The sequence below is a fragment of the Exiguobacterium sp. s63 genome (genome assembly GCF_018617335.1).
In the GTDB taxonomy this organism is placed as follows: Bacteria; Bacillota; Bacilli; order Exiguobacteriales; family Exiguobacteriaceae; genus Exiguobacterium.
Genome location: NZ_JACSKB010000001.1, coordinates 843,575 through 862,208, shown reverse-complemented (window position 1 = coordinate 862,208; position 18,634 = coordinate 843,575). Strand labels below are relative to the sequence as shown.

The 18,634-nt window shown below is 49.1% G+C and carries 12 protein-coding genes and 1 pseudogene; all 13 read left to right on the top strand.

Annotated features, from left to right (window positions below; translation table 11 throughout):
* Positions 1 to 156 precede the first annotated feature (156 nt).
* The 13 genes and pseudogenes from KNO90_RS04350 (at position 157) to KNO90_RS04290 (ending at position 18,602) form a co-directional block, all read left to right on the top strand.
* Positions 157 to 2,802, top strand: a complete 2,646-nt coding sequence (locus KNO90_RS04350) for a glycosyltransferase (RefSeq protein WP_215113078.1) — start codon at positions 157 to 159, stop codon at positions 2,800 to 2,802.
* Positions 2,803 to 2,811: 9 nt separating this feature from the next.
* Positions 2,812 to 3,123, top strand: a complete 312-nt coding sequence (locus KNO90_RS04345) for a hypothetical protein (protein ID WP_214741911.1) — start codon at positions 2,812 to 2,814, stop codon at positions 3,121 to 3,123.
* 42 nt (positions 3,124 to 3,165) lie between these two features.
* Positions 3,166 to 6,228: a CgeB family protein gene (locus KNO90_RS04340; protein ID WP_215113077.1), complete on the top strand. Its 3,063-nt coding sequence runs from the start codon at positions 3,166 to 3,168 to the stop codon at positions 6,226 to 6,228.
* Positions 6,225 to 8,408, top strand: coding sequence for a glycosyltransferase (locus KNO90_RS04335; RefSeq protein ID WP_215113076.1), 2,184 nt, complete (start codon positions 6,225 to 6,227; stop codon positions 8,406 to 8,408). The genes KNO90_RS04340 and KNO90_RS04335 overlap by 4 nt, the downstream gene beginning before the upstream one ends.
* Before the next feature lie 127 nt (positions 8,409 to 8,535).
* Complete coding sequence (locus tag KNO90_RS04330; protein WP_215113075.1) at positions 8,536 to 9,825, top strand: nucleotide sugar dehydrogenase; 1,290 nt, start codon at positions 8,536 to 8,538, stop codon at positions 9,823 to 9,825.
* 15 nt (positions 9,826 to 9,840) lie between these two features.
* Positions 9,841 to 10,638: an ABC transporter permease gene (locus tag KNO90_RS04325; RefSeq protein WP_251127320.1), complete on the top strand. Its 798-nt coding sequence runs from the start codon at positions 9,841 to 9,843 to the stop codon at positions 10,636 to 10,638.
* A 10-nt stretch (positions 10,639 to 10,648) separates the two neighbouring features.
* Positions 10,649 to 11,422 (top strand): annotated as a pseudogene (gene tagH / locus KNO90_RS04320) (teichoic acids export ABC transporter ATP-binding subunit TagH); the annotation flags it as partial.
* A gap of 163 nt (positions 11,423 to 11,585) precedes the next feature.
* Positions 11,586 to 12,686: a non-hydrolyzing UDP-N-acetylglucosamine 2-epimerase gene (gene wecB / locus KNO90_RS04315; protein WP_214741905.1), complete on the top strand. Its 1,101-nt coding sequence runs from the start codon at positions 11,586 to 11,588 to the stop codon at positions 12,684 to 12,686.
* Positions 12,687 to 12,767: 81 nt separating this feature from the next.
* Positions 12,768 to 13,244, top strand: a complete 477-nt coding sequence (locus KNO90_RS04310; protein WP_214741904.1) for a hypothetical protein — start codon at positions 12,768 to 12,770, stop codon at positions 13,242 to 13,244.
* A 39-nt stretch (positions 13,245 to 13,283) separates the two neighbouring features.
* Complete coding sequence (locus tag KNO90_RS04305; protein ID WP_215113074.1) at positions 13,284 to 14,714, top strand: MBOAT family O-acyltransferase; 1,431 nt, start codon at positions 13,284 to 13,286, stop codon at positions 14,712 to 14,714.
* A gap of 12 nt (positions 14,715 to 14,726) precedes the next feature.
* Positions 14,727 to 15,947 carry a DHHW family protein gene (locus KNO90_RS04300; RefSeq protein ID WP_215113073.1) on the top strand — a complete coding sequence of 407 codons (1,221 nt, stop codon included), beginning with the start codon at positions 14,727 to 14,729 and terminating at the stop codon, positions 15,945 to 15,947.
* Positions 15,948 to 15,986: 39 nt separating this feature from the next.
* Positions 15,987 to 17,300, top strand: a complete 1,314-nt coding sequence (locus tag KNO90_RS04295; RefSeq protein WP_215113072.1) for a glycosyltransferase family 4 protein — start codon at positions 15,987 to 15,989, stop codon at positions 17,298 to 17,300.
* Between the two features lie 258 nt (positions 17,301 to 17,558).
* On the top strand, positions 17,559 to 18,602 hold the full coding sequence (locus KNO90_RS04290) for a hypothetical protein (protein WP_215113071.1): 1,044 nt from the start codon (positions 17,559 to 17,561) through the stop codon (positions 18,600 to 18,602).
* The last annotated feature ends 32 nt before the right edge of the window (positions 18,603 to 18,634 follow it).

Here is an 18,634-nt window from a genome sequence, read left to right as displayed (position 1 = left end):
AATAATTGTTTTAAGGACGGGTCCACGTGTGGGTCCGTCTTTTTATATAGAACGCCGGCTCATACATTTGTCATCAAATTGCGACCGACATGTAACTCTGTTAAGATACGATAAGATGAAGAAATACTGATTACTTAAAAAAGGTGGAGCGGACGTATGGATGTAAAAGCGACGCTACGCGACGTGCAAAAGCATATCGCGTGGTTAAAAGAAGAAAAAGAACGAGTCAACCGAAAAGAGGCATTAGTCGGGGATGACTTGATTACCTTAGATGAACTTCCTTCTTTGTCGAGACAGGCGCAACGCCCGCGTCTAGATGACAAATTGTTCGAGGAACAACAAACCGCATTACAGGAAGAGCTCGAAGTAGCTCGGAAACGCCTCCCAGAACTTGATGTGACCCGCATCCAGTCGAACGGGAGCAGTTTTTATGAGAAGGCGAATGTGCATGTTGCGTTCGTCGGACCGGTCAAGCGGGCACATGAGCTCGAACGTCTTTGTCACACCCATTACTTTGAGAACGTGACAGGTTTTTTAGAGTTGCTTGAAACAGAAGATATTGATTTCCTTCTCATCTCGGCAGCGCTCACAGAAGACGAGACGACGGCATTCCATCACATGGGGACGCCGCGTTCGCACTCTCGTCACTGGCTTGAGAATTTGATTCGCAAGGCGAAACAAAAGGACATCCGTGTCGTCTTCGAAACGACACTCGATACGAATCACTTCGATCGTTTCTCGTCACTTGCAGCGCAATGTGATTATATCTTCACGGCAAACGAGGAGCGTGTATCGGAATATATAGAAGAAGCTGGGCATGAACGGGTATTCGTCATCCGCCCGGGAATCGACCCGCTTCATGTGAACCCGATCGGGATGACACGCGGCAATATAGACCGTGTCGTCGTAACAAACCGTTTTCCCGTCCAACGGTTCGCAAAAGATTTGGAGACGCTCGCTCAAGGCGTTCGCGATGCGAACAAAGAGCTCTATGTGATTCGTGAGGCGAATGAGTCGAAAGCGTCACTCGCACCGAAGTCGCTTCAAGACGTCCTCGTCCATGGGGACCCTGAGGATATGGAGAAGCTGAAAGAGACATCGAATTGGGTGCTCCACGTCAATGAAGTGAAGAACAGTCCGACGATGAGCGCGCAAGCCATCTATGATGCTCAGGCTCGCGGTCAACTCGTCTTGACGAATTATAACGTCGCCGTCAACAACGATTTCCCGAACGTGTTCATCGCGACAAGCGCTCTAGATGCACAAGGGATTTTAGAAATGTTCAAATCGGACGAAGAACGTCTCGAACATCAGCTGTCCGGTGTCCGTACCATCTTCTCGAACCACACGATGTATGACCGCTTCAGTGAGATGTTATTTATTCTTGGCATCAACCATGAAATCCGTCGTGACGTCCTCGTCATCGGTCGCGGGGATGTGACGGCGACACGCGAACAGTTCGAGCGCCAATCGTATCCATATAAACGCTTCGTCGCCGAAGCGGATTTACAGGAAGTCGATTTACGTACGGCTGATTTTGTGACCGTGTTCGATGACCGTCATCACTATCTCGACTATTACGTAGAGGATTTGGTCAATGCCTTCAAGTACACGGACGTCTCGTTCGTGACGAAAGGGCAAGACACCATCCATGAGTTCGTGGAAGACTATACTGACGTGGCTTTGACGATGTTCGCGGCTAGTCATGTGTCGCTCGAGACGCTTCGGGACAATCAACGTGTCGAAGGGCAAGGCTATGCGATCGATCGTTTCGAACTGCTCGCGGCAGACGACGTGCTCGTCACGAACGAACCGGGTGACTATCAGCTTTCTATGATCGTCCCGATTTACAATAACGGTCGCTATCTATATAACAAATGTTTCTCTAGTCTTCGCCGAAGCTCGATGTTTGAAGACATGGAGATTTGGCTCGTCGACGACGGTTCGACGGATCAAGAGACAATTGGCTATATCGAACGCCTCGTCCGGAAATATCCGAACGTCTACACGTACTCGTTCAACGACGGCGGGAGCGGCAGCGCCTCGCGCCCACGAAACAAAGGGGTGGAGCTCGCGACGACGCCATACATCGCCTTCCTTGATCCGGATAATGAAGCGGTCAACGACGGGTATGCAGCACTGTTCCGTGTCATGCAAGAAGATGACACGCTCGACCTCTCTGTCGGAAGCATGTTGAAGCTTGCGAACCGTGAAGCGATGATCGAGCTCGAAGACCTTGAGAAAGATGGCGTTCGCGTCATCGAAGACCCGAGAGCGTACTTACTCGAGCATAACTTCAAGGTGCAGAGTATTCAGACGATGGTCATCAAAAAAGACTTCATCCAGAAGCATGATTTGAAACAGGTCATCGGCGCGGTCGGACAAGACTCGCTCTTCTTCCAAGAGATGTTCCTCAGCGCGGAACGGGTCGCTCTGCTCGACTTGACGATCCATGACTATTACGCGGCCGTCGCTGGTTCGACGGTCAATACGATCACGAAGAAATACTTTATGAAGTGTGTCATCCGGGAGACGGCCCGGGCGAAAGCGTTCGCTCGCGAAGGCGTGCTCGACCAATACCGTTCGACTCGATTCGAACGGTTCTTCTCGATGTGGTACCTCGTCTTCCTACGCCGCAGCAAGCCGGAAGAATTTTTCGACAACGCCGGAATGCTTTATGAAATCATCGAACAGTATCGTCCGATGGAACTAGAGACGCCGATTGTGAAACAGTTCGTCGACTTATATGAATCAGGACAAAAAGAAGAATTGAAGCGTCTCTATTTTGACGCATACTTGTGAGGTGAGACCATGAGCAATGAAGTGGAAAAAGAAATCGGATTGTTGAAACAGCGAATCAAACTTCAAGAAGAGGAGATTCGTCATCTGAAACACGATGAGCGGCTCTTGCGCCAAAAGCATCGTCGCCTCGTCCAAAAGTATGGGGATCTTCTCTATACGTTCGAATGGACGGTCCAATCGCTTGAGAAGAAAGAACAGGCGGTTCGTGACCTAAAGCATAAATATGAGATTTTGAACAAGAAGTATCGTCGCCTCGTGCAATCAAAAGCGGGTAAAGCCATTTTGAAAGCACAAGCTGTCGCACGACGCATTCGTAAATAAAGAATCGGATTCGGGAGAATCGATGATTTGGAGGATATGAGGATGGATTGGCAGAAAAAAGCACGTCGCGCCGCTTACCTTGGGGTACAACGGTCGAAGCGACTCGGTCGTAAAGTGTTGAAGCGTCCGAATAAATCGCATCAACTACGAGAAGTCGTACCGAACTGGTATACACGTTCACCATACGTACACGTCGAAGGGACGGACCTCGTCTTCTCAGGAGACGAAGCGGTCACGCTTACCTATCGTCCTAAACGTGAAAGTGACATCATCTCGGTGAACGACTTGGTCGATTCCGGCCAAAAGACATTCACAGCCATGATGCGCGTCAAATCGCGCGAAGGCTTGATGCCGACATTGACGTTAGAAGTCGTTCGCAAAGGGGGACGTACCCGTTACGTCACCGTACAGGACGGGGACCACGTCGATGTGACACTCGGGATGGGTGAACAAATTGTCCGGGCACACCTTGAAGTCAATGGGGCAGGCGCGTTCAGCCTCGTAGAGCTCACGCTCGGCACACTTTCGCTTTGGACAGTGGAAGGGACGGCTGCGAACATTTCGCTCGATGCCTTTGACTTCCGTTATCCGCTCACGTCAACATCACTCCGTTCCCTCAAACCACAGAGTGAGGTGGCTCACTTCGATGGCGACACACTCGTTGTGCGTGCCGAAGGAAACCAATATACACATTACGGTGTCGACGAGGTCGCGTTGCCGAACGTCGATACGGAACGTGGCATCGACTTTGAGACGGGTGACATGGATGATGACTTGTATCGTTTCTATTTGAAAGGAGACCGTACAGGTACAGCGGACGCGTCGCTATTCATCGCGACGTACACGGTGTCAGGACAGGACCGTTTGATTGAGGTGCCACTCGGACTGAGTGGAATTGTCCGCATCGCACCGTCACATCGCTCAATCCGTTACTTCCTCCGCGTAAGCGGGTCAGGAGAGCTCGAGAACTTGAACATCGGGATGATTCGTGAGAAGAGCGTCCGTCGTGAGGACGTCTTGTCGCTCAAACCGGACATGTGGACGATTCCTGCACCGGACCTCATCAAGTTGAAGAGCCGGGATGACCAACTCGTCGTCAATTTGAAAGGCGAGGACGATCAGCGCCGTTACATCTCGTACGCCGAGATGAACAACAGTTTCAAATTGCTCCCAACAGAGTTCCCATATGAAGTGAAGGCGAACAGTCGCTATCGTGTCACACTCGACGGTGTGGCCGATGAAGGGGCGAACATCGTCCTTTATATCATCGCCTACTCGGCGACAGAGCGTCAGATTATGCAACAAGTTCAAATCGGTAGCGAGAAAGTCTTCTATTTCGACCGTGGGATCCGCTTCCTTCGTTTCGCCCTCCGCGTCGACGGTGTTGGTGAGGCACGAATCGACCGCATCCGTGTGGCCGAGGAACTCGTCAGCGACGGCACGGAAAACCCGACGTGGATGGACGTGCGCGAGGCGCGCTTCTTCGCACCGGTTCCGCGTGAACTTCACGAACTGAAGGTCGCAGCAATCTTTGATGAGTTCACGATGGCTTCCTATAAGCCAGAATGCCAACTCATCACGTTCACACCAGACAACTGGAAGACGGTGCTCCTCGATGAGCAACCGGACGTTCTGGTCGTCGAATCGGCATGGAAAGGGAACGCCGGCGCGTGGGAGAAGAAAATCGTCAAATACGGCACGAACACGTGGGAAGAGCTCGACGCACTCCTCGCTTGGTGCCGTTATCACAACATCCCGACCGTCTTCTGGAACAAAGAGGACCCGATTCACTACGATCGTTTCATCGAGACGGCGAAGCGATTCGATTATGTGTATACGACCGATATGAATCGTGTCCCGAACTATAAAGAGGATTGCGGTCATGACCGGGTCGATGCGTTACCGTTCGCGGCTCAGCCGAAAGAACATAACCCGATTCGTCTCCCGGGGACACGTGAACCATATGCGTGCTTCGCCGGTTCGTATTATGCGAATCGTCACGAATCGCGGAAAGCCGACATGGACCGCTTGTTCGCGGCGGCGGACAAATATGGTCTAGCGATTTATGACCGAAACTATGCAGTCAACCAACGTGGAGAGAGCGACCAGCTCCAGTTCCCAGAACAGTTCCGTCACGCCATTCGTGGTAGTTTGAAATACAACCAGATTGCCAAGGCGTATAAGGGGTATAAAGTGATGTTGAACGTCAACTCGGTCAACGATTCACCGACGATGTTCTCCCGTCGTGTCTTTGAAGGGCTCGCATGTGCGACACCGGTCGTCAGCACCCGTTCGGTCGGAGTCGACGCCATGCTTGGCGATTACGTCTTCCTCGATGATGGGGAGTCTGACTTAGACGAGACGTTCCGCCGCTTGATGACGGATGACTCGTTCTATGAGGACATCGCGATGCGCGGGATGCGTCACGTCTTGACGTATCACACGTATACGCAACGTCTGGCGAAGATCGTCCAGGACGTCGGCATCCCGTACCGTGTCGACCATGAAAAGATTGCTGTTGTCGCCTTCATCAAGTCGCGCGAAGAGGCAGAACGTGTCGTCGCCCAGTTCGAGGCACAGCACTATGAGCATAAACACCTCATGATGTTCCTCGATAAGTTCGAGGATCACATCGATGTATACAACACGTACAACACGCCGTCGATTTCGACGTATATGCGCAGCTATTTGACGCACTACACGTCGTTCACGGAGATGGTCGAATCGTACGATTGGGTCGCCCACTTGAAGTCGGACGATTATTACGGTCCGAACTACTTGAGCGATTATCTGCTCGCGGCACGCTATGCGGAAGCGGACATTCTCACGAAAGAGGATTACTATACGTATGACGGCAAGCTTGCCAAACAAGATCACGATGAATCGTATCGTTACGTGTTTGACGCGACACCGTCTCGCTCCATCGTGCAGCCATCGGCACTCCGTTTCTATACGGTCGAGGAGGCGCTTCACCTCTTTGAAGCGGACGAGAGCTTGAATGAGCTCGCCCGTTCGGGTAAACGCATCTTCAGTGTCGACCCGTATCAATACGTGAAAGCCGGTGCCGCCATGGATGAAGCGGACCTTCAGGAGGTAACATTATGACGAAGCAACCGCTACGGATCCTCGTATACGGGGACGTCAATTTAAACTTGATCGACGGGTCGGCCATCTGGCTCACGTCGGTCGTGCATATGTTGAACCAAGATCCGAACATCGAGGTCGACGTGCTCTTGAAGCGCTCGATCGTGAAACCGGAAGTGACGGCGTCAATCAAACAGCTCGACCGCGTCAATTTCCTCGACGTCTTCACGGAAGACTCGTCGAAAAAAGACGAGCCGTATTATGAGAAGAAGGTGCTCCAGCCGGAAGAGGCGGCCCAACTCATTCACGAACTCGTCGAGACGAAACAGTACGACATGACGTTCATCCGCGGCTTCCAGCTCGCCTATGCGCTCTCGGATTATGAACATACGATGAAAAAGACGTGGACGTATCTCACAGATTTCACGCACGATTCGTCGGCAGCTTCACAGGAAGAGTTGGCACGTCTGAAAAAGATTGCGGACCGTTCGGCTCGCATGCTTTGTCAGACTGCGGAGATGAAGGCGTACTTCGAGACGTTTTTACAGACGCCGAAGCCGTTCCTCATCTTGAACCCGATGATTCCGAATATGCGCGAAGCGACTCCGACGTTTAAGCGTCAGGCGAAACGTCTCGTCTATACAGGAAAGTTCGCGCCACTTTGGTACTCGGCTGAGATTCTCGATGCACTCGAGAAAGTACGGGTTCGGATACCGGACGTCGAGTTGAAGGTGGCGGGTGACAAGTTCAACCAAGACCCGAATAACCCGAACTTCCGTAAAGAAGTGACACATCGTCTCCAGACAGATGAGGGGATTCACTGGTTGAAAGGCATCCCGCGTGCGGACGTCGAGACGCTCATCGAAGAGAGCGATATCGGGATTTCGTGGCGTCACCCGGACCTTGACGACAGCCTCGAGTTGTCGACAAAGCTCCTCGAATACGGGGCACTCGGGAAACCTGTCCTCCTTAACCGCAACAAGATGCACGAGATGCTGCTCGGGTCGAGCTACCCGCTCTTCGTCAACTCGGAAGATGAGTTCGTCGAAAAGGTCGAGCTCGCCTTCACGCATCCGGCCATTTATAAGGATGCGGCAGAACGCCTGTACAATATGGCGAAAAACTACACGTTCGCGAGTACGTTTGAACGTCTGCACGACGCCATCTGGGAGATGCAGAAGACGACCATCCTCTTCGCCGGGCACGACTTGAAGTTTATCCGCATGTTCATGGAGCGCTTCGAGGCCGATCCGCGCTATCATGTCCTCGTCGATCAGTGGGACGGACACAAGATTCATGATGTGAATCACAGTAAGGCATGTCTCGCGCAAGCGGACGTCATTTTCTGTGAATGGGGACTCGGCAACGCCGTCTGGTACTCGCAACATAAGTTGCCGCATCAGCGTCTCATCGTTCGGATTCATCGTCAGGAAAAAGAGACACCATTTCCACGGGAATATGCGCTCGACAATATCGACCGCATCATCCTCGTCTCGCCGTATATGTTAGAAGAGATGCACCGTCTCTTTGGGATTCCGCGTCACCAGATGACCGTGATCTATAACGCCGTCGATGCGGATAAACTCGACAAACCGAAACAAGCGGACGACTTGACGTTCCGTCTCGGTATGATCGGCATGAACCCGAAACTGAAGCGTCCGGATCTGGCGCTCGACGTGCTCGAAGAGTTGCTGAAGACGGACAAACGATACCAGCTCCACTTCAAGGGGCACCATCCAAAAGATGTCTATTGGATTGGAAAACGTGAAGAGGAGAGTGCGTACTACGAGGCGTTACTGAAGCGCATCGAGGAGTCGGATCTTCGCGAACACGTCCATTTTGATGGACACGGAAACGATGTCGACACATGGCTCCAATCGATTGGCTTCGTCTTCTCGACGAGTGACTTGGAGAGCTTCCACCTCGCGCCGGCCGAAGCGATGGCTGCAGGGTCTTATCCGCTCATCCGTCACTGGACGGGCGCGGAGACGATTTACCCGGACGAATTGCTCGTCACGGACACGATGGAATTTGTCAATACGATCCTCTCTTATAAAGAAGATACCGAGAAGTTGATGACGGACGTGAAAGCCTATAAGGCGTACGCTCGTAAACATTTTGCGCTCGATCGTCTTTATCAAGAGATGGAACAAATCATTTCAGGCAAAACACACGAACAATTTGCGACGACATTGTCATGAAAATGTAATTGCACCAAAGAATTGTTCAAGAGTATAATGAGTATTGTTTTATTATCGAATGTGAAATAAAATGATGGACAATGCGCTATTTAAAAAGCGCGTCAAAACATTTGGAGGTTACCACACAATGAAAGTATGTACAGTAGGTCTTGGATATATCGGATTACCGACATCGGCTGTCTTTGCGAACTATGGCGTCGACGTCGTCGGAGTCGATATCTCACAACATGTTGTTGATAAATTGAACCGTGGAGAGATCCACATTGAAGAGCCAGGTCTCGGCGAAATGGTCGCAGACGTCGTGGCAAAAGGGAAGTTCCGTGCATCACTCTCACCAGAGAAAGCAGATGCCTTCATCATCGCGGTGCCAACACCAAACAACGACGATGAGCACAAATCATGTGACTTGACGTACGTCTTGGATGCGACACGCAAAGTGTTGCCATTCGTTGAAAAAGGCAACGTCATCATCGTCGAGTCGACAATCGCACCACGTACGATGGACGACTTCGTCAAACCACTCGTTGAAGAAGCTGGGTTCACTGTCGGTGAAGATATCTTCCTCGTACACTGCCCAGAGCGCGTATTGCCTGGACAAATCCTTCATGAACTCGTGCACAACAACCGCATCGTCGGTGGAATCACGACAGAATGTGCAGAAGCAGGCGCACGCGTCTACGGTACATTCGTTGAAGGCGAAATCGTGAAAACGGATGCGAAGACGGCAGAAATGTCGAAACTCATGGAAAACACGTTCCGTGACGTCAACATTGCACTCGCGAACGAACTTGCAAAAGTTTGTAACGACCTTGACATCAACGTACTTGACGTCATCGAAATGGCGAACAAACACCCACGTGTCAACTTGCACAGCCCAGGTCCTGGTGTCGGTGGACACTGCCTCGCGGTCGACCCGTACTTCATCGTCGCGAAGTCTCCTGACCTTGCGAAAATCATCAACTTGTCACGTGAGACGAACGTCTCGATGCCACACTACGTTGCAGACAACGTTCAGAAGTTGACTGCAGGAATCGAAGACGCGAAAGTCGCTGTCTTTGGTGTGACATACAAAGGAAACGTCGATGACATGCGTGAGAGCCCAGCGGTTGAGATCGCTGAAATCTTGCTTGACCGTGGCGTGAACATCTCGGTTCACGATTCACACGTTGAAAAATCAACATCAAGCCGTTTCGAGCTCGTTTCAAAAGAAGAAGCACTCAAAGACGCGGACCTCGTCCTCGTATTAGTTGACCACAACGAGTTCAAAGTCCTCGACTTCGCGGAGCTCAAGGCAACGATGCGCCGTCCGATGATCTTCGACACTCGCAACATCGTGAAACCAGAAGGTGAAGACGTAGCGGTCGTCAACTACGGCAACCTCTATAAATATACAAAGGAAACGAATCTCGTTCTTTGATTCAGGTGAATGAACATGTTTAAATCCGCGAAAGCTATTCTTTCAGAGCTAAAGTCGAGCTTGTACTTGATTTTCCGTCTCGCTACATATGAGACGCGAAGTAACAACTCGATGCAGTACCTCGGATTTTTATGGGAGTTCGTGACACCGTTATTGCAGATTGGAGTATATTGGTTCGTATTTGGATTTGGTATTCGGAGCGGCAGGCCGGTTGACGGCGTGCCGTTTCTGCCATGGTTGGTCGCAGGGATTGTCGTCTGGTTCTTTGTAGCCGCGGCGATCACTTCGACGGCCCGGTCCGTCTATTCGAAAATCGGCATGGTCTCCAAAATGAGCTTCCCAATCTCGACGATTCCGGCATACGTCTTGCTCGCACTCTTCTATCGCCACGTGGCGTTAGTCGGTGTATCGTTTATCTTGATGTGGGCATTCGGATTCCCGATGGGGCTGCATTCTTTATGGTTTATCTACTTGGCGTTTAGTGCACTCGCACTACTGTACTCACTCGCCTTGATTACGTCTGCGCTCACAACGATTGTGCGTGACATTCAAAACCTTCTTCAGTCGATGATGCGGATGTTGATGTATTTGACACCAATCTTTTGGATTCCGCCGGCGAAGCTTGCGAATATCCTACAAATCAACCCGCTCTACTATTTAATCGAAGGATATCGGTCGATGTTCCTCGGAACCGACTGGTTGGCGAATAACTGGGCTTACGGTCTCTACTATTGGGTCGTTGTCATTGTTCTCTTCTTCGTCGGGTCGATGATTCATTTGCGCTTCCGTCGACACTTCATCGATTACATTTGAGGAGGACCATATGTACCAGGTTAAATTTGAAAACGTATCGAAACGATATACGCTTTATAACAAACCGTCTGACAAGCTGAAGGAAATCTTCTTTAGTAAAGCCGGGGGCAAACAGTTTTATGCGCTCCGTAATGTCTCGTTTGAAGTTCCGCCTGGAGAAGTGGTCGGGATCATCGGCATCAACGGGTCAGGGAAGTCGACGATGTCGAACTTGCTGGCTGATGTGATGCCACCGACCCACGGGAAAATCGAACTTCACGGGAAGACGGCGTTGATCGCGATTTCTTCTGGTTTGAACGGCAACTTGACAGGGCTCGAGAACATCGAGCTCAAAGGCTTGATGCTCGGGATGACGAAACAGGAGATTATCGATTTGACACCGGCGATCATTGAATTCGCTGACATCGGTGACTTTATCAATCAACCGGTCAAGACGTACTCGAGCGGGATGAAGTCCCGTCTCGGATTCGCCATCTCGATCAATGTCGACCCCGATATTCTCGTCATCGATGAGGCACTCTCGGTCGGGGACCAAACATTCACCGACAAGTGTCTCGCTAAGATGAACGAGTTTAAAGATCAAGGGAAGACGATCTTCTTCATCAGCCACTCGGTCTCACAAGTCCGCCAATTCTGTACGCTCGGCCTTTGGCTTGAGTTTGGAGAAGTGCGCGAGTATGGACCGGTCAATGAAGTCGTTGGGGAGTACAACAAGTTTTTGAAATGGTTCCGCAACTTGTCAAAAGAACAGCAAGATTCGTTCAAAGCCGATAAGCTCAAACGTCGTACGACGGTCGTCGATGCGACAGAGCTCGGGGAGACGTATATCTTACCGCCTTTGACAGAAGAACAACTACAAACACGCCATTCGTCGGTCGCAGTATCGAACGAAGCGTGAGCAATTGGGAGGAGGAAGCACGGCGAAAGTAGACCGTGCGAAACGACCTATGAAAAAAGTCATGACCGTCTTTGGGACGCGACCAGAAGCCATCAAAATGGCACCACTCGTACTTGAGTTGAAAAAACGTGAAGGGGTAGAGCCGATTGTTGTCGTCACAGCACAGCACCGTCAAATGCTTGACCAAGTGCTCGAGCTGTTCGAAATCAAACCGGACTACGATCTCGACATCATGAAAGACAAGCAGACGCTTTATGATGTCACATCACGCGTATTGAAAGGGATGGGCGAAGTCATCGCTGAAACGAAACCAGACATCGTCTTGGTCCACGGGGACACAACGACGACATTCGCGGCATCACTCGCAGCTTTCTACAACCAAGTCGCAGTCGGTCACGTTGAGGCTGGCCTGCGCACACACAACAAATATTCACCATTCCCGGAAGAGATGAACCGCCAATTGACGGGTGTCATGGCTGACCTTCATTTCGCACCGACAGAAACGTCGCGTGACAACCTCCTTCGTGAAGGCAAGAATGAAGAGACGATCTTCGTCACAGGGAACACGGCAATCGATGCACTCAAAACGACAGTACGTGACGACTATGCGAGTGAATTGCTCGATAGCATCCGTTCGCAAGGTCGTCGTCTCGTCATGTTGACGGCGCACCGTCGTGAGAACTTGGGTGAGCCGATGCGTAACATGTTCCGCGCGGTTCGTCGCTTGATCGAGAAGTATGACGATATCGAAGTCGTGTATCCGGTCCACATGAACCCGGTCGTTCGTGAACTCGCTAACGAGATTCTTCACGATGTCGAACGTGTCCATTTGATCGAACCACTCGACGTCTTCGACTTCCACAACTATGCAGCGACATCGCACTTGATCTTAACGGATTCAGGTGGCGTTCAAGAAGAAGCACCATCTCTCGGTGTACCTGTCCTTGTCCTTCGTGACACGACAGAACGTCCAGAAGGTGTAGCGGCAGGAACGCTCAAACTCGCAGGAATCGAAGAAGAGAACATCTTCTCACTCGCGGACGAGCTCTTGTCTGACGAAGCGGCATATAAAGCGATGTCACAAGCATCGAACCCGTACGGTGATGGTGAGGCGTCACGTCGAATCGTCGATGCTATCCTTGCCAACTAAATGAAAACGAATAGAGTTGTTTTGTGCCCGGCACAGCAACTCTTTTCTATATCATCAACCTAATGATTCGGAGGTGCTTATATGTCAACGAAGCGAATTCGTCCTGCGATTTACCATTATTATCCGCGTGGACCACACAAGAACCATATGTCGATGCGCGAAGAAGAGTACAAAACAGAGGTTACGTTTTTGCCTCAATCGCTTAAGGATTCGATTTATGTACAGTTGTTTGATTTGAAATTTGAAATTCCTCCATCGAAAATCTTTTTGGCAGACGCCAAAATGGATGAAGGGGAAGAGATGGAGGTCAACACATCCGTTTATGTCGAAGGCGACCGCGCCATCCGACTGGAATTGTACGTTATGCAGTATTCAGACGAGGAGCGTTTATCGAATAAACGCTTTATGCTCACATTGAACCCAGGGGAGAACCCCGTCAAAGAAGTTGTCAAACAGATGGATGGAGCCAAGTATTTTAAGATGTCTTATAAATACATCGTTGAGACACTCGATCCAATCACAGTACGTTTCGATGACCTCTATGTGACATTCCGTTAAACGCGGAATAAGTCTTAAGGGAGAAAGGGACCATACGGTATGTTATTTAGTTCCACAGTATTCTTATTTTATTTCTTACCGGTCGTGTTGTTGCTTTATTTTGTGTCACCACGCTGGTTAAAAAATACGATTTTACTTGTCTCAAGTTTGTTCTTCTATGCTTGGGGTGAGCCACGCTTTGTACTCATTATGCTCGCTTCCATTGTCATGAACTATGCGTTCGGTTTCATGGTCGACAAATATCGTGACGATGCGAAGAAAATAAAGTGGACGATGGTACTTATGCTTCTCGGTAACCTCGGGATGCTCGGCGTCTTCAAATATGCGAGCTTCTTCGTTGAGAACGTCAACTCGGTATTCGGCTTCTCATTGAATGACCCGGAGATTCCACTTCCACTCGGGATTTCGTTTTTCACGTTCCAAGCAATGAGTTATGTCATCGACGTGTATCGGAACGATGGACGACTCCAGAAGAACTTGTTTGACTTGGCACTTTATGTCTCGTTCTTCCCGCAGTTGATTGCCGGACCAATCGTCCGCTATCAAACGGTGGCAGATGAGATTGTGGACCGCCGTGAGACAGTCGATGACTTCGTCTCGGGGATTCAACGATTCGTCATCGGTCTAGGCAAGAAAATGATTTTGGCCAATAGTTGCGGTTATGTGGCCGATCAAGTGTTTAGTCAATCGGCAGGGGACTTGTCGACGACACTCGCTTGGATTGGAATCATTGCCTACTCGCTCCAAATTTACTTTGATTTCTCCGGTTATTCGGATATGGCGATCGGTCTTGGTCGGATGTTTGGGTTCCATTTCCTTGAGAACTTTAATTATCCGTATATTTCAAAATCGGTGTCTGAGTTTTGGCGTCGTTGGCACATCTCGCTCGGAAGCTGGTTCCGGGACTACGTATACATCCCGCTCGGCGGAAATCGTAACGGAGAGTGGAAAACCTATCGCAACTTGGCGGTCGTCTGGCTGTTGACCGGAGTCTGGCACGGGGCGAGCTGGACGTTTATTGCGTGGGGCGTCTATTACGGTGTCTTCATCATGTTAGAACGGGCATTTCTTGGGAAATGGCTTGCCGCATGGCCGGCATGGCTCGCCCACGCGTTCACGCTTTTCATCGTCGTCATCGGTTGGGTATTCTTCCGTGCCGATAACTTCACGTATGCGACAGAATATCTTCAAGTGATGTTCGGACTTCACGGGGGAGAATTATTTGACCAGACGGCATATTTCTATCTCGTTCAATATGGGACGATTATCTTGATTGCGATGATTGCAGCGACACCGATTCCGAAATTACTTGTTGCACGTTTCTTGCGCCATGAAGTGAGTGTAGATCGTCCAGTTCTTGCGATGAGTGCCGGCTTGATGCGTGCGGTCTACATCTTGCTCATCTTTGCAGTATCGATTTCTTATGTTGTTTCGAGTACATTTAATCCATTCATTTACTTCAGGTTCTAAGGAGGGCTGATCATGATACAACAAACCAAAAGTGAACAAGTCCGTTCGAAAGAACGACGAATCTCTTGGGTGGTCAACAGTATAATGTTGATTGGCTTCCTTGGTACACTTTTTTATGGACTAGCCGTCTATGCGTTTGGGACAGAACAGGCTCGCTCGGATAGTGAGGGTCGAATGTTGGCACAACGTCCGGAGCCTACTGTCGAGACAATCATGGATGGCTCGTATATGGAGGGCGTTGAAGCATCGGCGAATGACCAGGTCTTCGAACGATATCTGTGGATTGAGACACAGGCTTGGGTACAGCGCAATGTTCTTCAACAACAAATGAATAATGGTGTTATCAGTATCGATGAATTTTTATATTCACCAGATCCTGTAGCAAGTGACTATTCGTCACTTGGCGTGTTCTTTAAAAAGTTTAAACAAGAGATGGATGAAGCAGAGATTCCCTCTTATTTTGCATCAGCACCGAGTAAACCAGTCTATGCAACAAGACAAGGAATTTTTCCGGCTTACATCGAGTCAGCGGATGCACAAAACCGAGGACAACTTCACGAACGTCTAAAAGATAATGAAATTCCACTCATTGATTTAGAAGAGACACTCGGGGACAAAACGGCTAAAGAGATTTACTTTAAAACCGACCACCACTGGCGACCAGAAGGGGCGTTTCTCGCATACGGTCAAATCATGGACCGCCTACGCGAGCAGTTCCCGGATGCGCCTGTGCTGACAGCCGAGCAAATGGAGACGAAGACGGTCGATGGTCCGTTCTATGGGTCTCATGCCCGAGAAATCTCCATGCCTTACGTGGAATCGGCAGATACGTTTACGTATTTGGAACCAAAAGATGGATTCACGACGACTGTTTGTCGGAATGGTGATGATTGTGGACATCCAGTTCTCGATAAAGATGTTTTAAAAAATGCATCGAAGTTCACAAACTATTACAACATCTTCATGGGTGATAACTATGCCCAAGCAAAAATCACGCAGAAGGACCCTAAGAATGACTACCATCTTCTTGTTCTGAAAGATTCATATGCAAACCCGGTACTTGGATATCTTGGGGAATCGTTTGGAACGGTATCGGCATTAGATGTCCGTTACTTCGATGACTATGATGTCAGCATTGCCGACTATGCAAAAGAGAATGACGTAGATGCAGTATTATTCGTTCATAACGACCGCATTCGTGGTCTTGGTTCCATGTATCAACGAGGGCTTTAAGCGAATAAGTCGATTGTATATAAAAGGCAGGTGCGCAACATGAACATATTGCTACCGGTATTTTTTCACTCAGCAATGGGTGGACTTCATCGACATATTCTTTCATCTGTAAAAGCATTTATCCGAGAAAACCATCACGTCACCGTAGTATGTAAACCAGGTCCTTTTGCGGATGAGGTAGAGCGGCTCGGTGGTAAGGTGACTCGTACAGACTATTCGATTGAAGACGTTCAGCGTGTGATTGATGAGATCATGGGAAATTCATTTGATATTGTGTATGCCCATCCGTTTGATTCACGTCAACTTGGGCTCGCAATAGCAGAATCAAAGGCGATCCCGTTCGTCCTCGTCATCCATGGGATGTATTATGATGAAATCGAGCAATATCATTCGAGTGTCTCGCGTGTGATTGCCGTCTCTGAACAGATTGCGACCTATCTCGTGGAGCATTGTCCCGCCATCGAATCAAAACTCACCGTCATCCCGAACGGAGTCGATGATGCATTCGTGCCTGATGCGACGAGCGTGTCGTCAGAACGCGTGACGGGCCTATTCACTTCACGACTCGATGCGGACAAACTGTTTATTCTAGACGTCTTTTTAGACGCACTAGAAGATGAGCGGGTCCGGTCTCTACCGATTGACTGGATCGTTGTCGGCGACGGGACACAACGAAAAAAATATGCATCACGTTACGAGGATGCGATTGAAGGTACAGATCAAACGATGGAGTGGCTCGGTTGGATCGACCAGGACGATTTACCCGAAGCGATGCGTCGTGCCGATTTCGTCATCGCCCCAGGACGTTCTGCACTAGAAGGGATGGCGGTCGGGAAGCCAACGATTGCTGTCGGCAGTAAAAGCTATCAAGGATTGGTCACACCTTCGACGTGGAACGATATCGCGAGTACGAACTTCGGTGGTATCGGGACGAAGTACGATGGATATACATCTGGACAAATCGGTGATGCGATTCTCGAATTGATGGATGAGACAACGAGGCAAGAGCTTGGGCGTTTCTCGACTTCACTCGTTGATGAACATTTTCGGGATCAAGGTGCTCAACTGCTTCTCCTTAGTCTGCTTGAAGACGTGAGACAAGAAGGAGTCGAGGCAATCGATTTGGTTCATCGTTATCCGCACGTTCGTTATGATGAACTTCATGTCCGTCGCGCAAACAGGATTTGTTCTTGGAAATTGACGGATCGAGAGCAACGACTCGATGTCATGCGTGAGGAGCTCGAGGCAACGAAGCGACTCCTTGATGAACTTCAAGCAATTCAAGCGGAGCAGTCTGCTGAAATCAGTCATTTACGACTAACCATACAGCGATTGTCCGATGCTACGGAATAAATATGGCGAAAGAGAACTTCACATCAGAAGTTCTCTTTTTGAATATAGCGAATTTCAGGTTTGGTCGAATGACAAATAACACCGAAAGTATTATGTATCCACAATAGTAAAAATAAGTATTTATAATGTTACTTTAGTACCACTTATATTACAAAATTTACATAATATATTCGTTTTTGGGGTACATTTTACTATCAACTTAGAGGCACGCACATCATGTACACCTGTCGTCATTTTTTTATGAAGGAGGATGCATGAATGAAAAAAGTCGTTGCTCTTTTTTTGTGTTTTTTCTTATTGGTCGGATTCACTGTCGTACCGGAATCTGGAGTTGAAGCAAGTTCATCATCCGTACAGCATGTGTTTTCTCCAAAATCGTATACCCATTATGGAGGAGTGACGTATGCGGTTAAAAAATTCACCTATCCAAAAAGCGTAAAAGTCAAATTATCCAATGGACGATATGCTTATCGAACGGTGAAATGGTCAAAAGTCAGTTTTCAAAAAGAGTATTTGAACCGAACCCAACGCGTCGTTGGAAGTGTTCAAGGAACAAGTAAAAAAGCAGTCTGGTATGTAAGAGTGAAGAACTATCCGGTCAAGATTTCAACACCGGTGATTCGTACGGTTGGAAAAGGCCAAGAGGCGAATTTGCCGACCAAGTTAACTGCTTATTTTGCGAATGGCCAACGTTCCACTTACAAATTGGAATGGGGTCCTGCTTATACAAGTAAGCTCGGAACCAGGATGGTCAGCTATAAGGCTCGCGGATTAAACTTATTCTTCAGTGGGAAAGCGAAACTTGTTGTTCGTGATGTTCATTTGACCCAACCTGTCTTTTCAATTTTGACAAACAATGAACAAATCCAAGCTATAGGAAAAATTCATTATCCTGCGCGAGGTGTACGGCACTACTTGATTGCTGAAAACCGAGAAACCAAAGTACAGTATAAAAAGTTGATTTATCCTGAACGAGATGGATCTTACAAAGTGGCATCGCTTCCGCTTAAAGCTGCGTCATATAACATGTATGTTCAGTCGGGGGTCAAACGGACTTCTCCTGTTGTCGTGACGTTAAAAGGTGGACAAGTCCCTGGTGATTCTGAAACAGATGTCCGTAACCTATTGAAGGGACTCCTGTTAAACATTCACGTGACAAATCCGTTACTGCAGGACATCGTCTTCCCGCAAATTGATGGTGTGACGTTCTCGATTGATTCAAACAACGATGCTTTGTCGAGTGCTGGTAAAGTGACAAGAGACACGAATGATACGCTTGTGACGTTCACGATTCAAGCATAGCGCGGAGAAATCACAGAATCCATCACATATAA

Excerpts from the sequence above, each read along its gene's own strand:
- KNO90_RS04350 (WP_215113078.1), top strand. The coding sequence starts at position 157 with ATGGATGTAAAAGCGACGCTACGCGACGTGCAAAAGCATATCGCGTGG.
- KNO90_RS04345 (WP_214741911.1), top strand. The coding sequence starts at position 2,812 with ATGAGCAATGAAGTGGAAAAAGAAATCGGATTGTTGAAACAGCGAATC.
- KNO90_RS04340 (WP_215113077.1), top strand. The coding sequence starts at position 3,166 with ATGGATTGGCAGAAAAAAGCACGTCGCGCCGCTTACCTTGGGGTACAA.
- KNO90_RS04335 (WP_215113076.1), top strand. The coding sequence starts at position 6,225 with ATGACGAAGCAACCGCTACGGATCCTCGTATACGGGGACGTCAATTTA.
- KNO90_RS04330 (WP_215113075.1), top strand. The coding sequence starts at position 8,536 with ATGAAAGTATGTACAGTAGGTCTTGGATATATCGGATTACCGACATCG.
- KNO90_RS04325 (WP_251127320.1), top strand. The coding sequence starts at position 9,841 with ATGTTTAAATCCGCGAAAGCTATTCTTTCAGAGCTAAAGTCGAGCTTG.
- wecB (WP_214741905.1), top strand. The coding sequence starts at position 11,586 with ATGAAAAAAGTCATGACCGTCTTTGGGACGCGACCAGAAGCCATCAAA.
- KNO90_RS04310 (WP_214741904.1), top strand. The coding sequence starts at position 12,768 with ATGTCAACGAAGCGAATTCGTCCTGCGATTTACCATTATTATCCGCGT.
- KNO90_RS04305 (WP_215113074.1), top strand. The coding sequence starts at position 13,284 with ATGTTATTTAGTTCCACAGTATTCTTATTTTATTTCTTACCGGTCGTG.
- KNO90_RS04300 (WP_215113073.1), top strand. The coding sequence starts at position 14,727 with ATGATACAACAAACCAAAAGTGAACAAGTCCGTTCGAAAGAACGACGA.
- KNO90_RS04295 (WP_215113072.1), top strand. The coding sequence starts at position 15,987 with ATGAACATATTGCTACCGGTATTTTTTCACTCAGCAATGGGTGGACTT.
- KNO90_RS04290 (WP_215113071.1), top strand. The coding sequence starts at position 17,559 with ATGAAAAAAGTCGTTGCTCTTTTTTTGTGTTTTTTCTTATTGGTCGGA.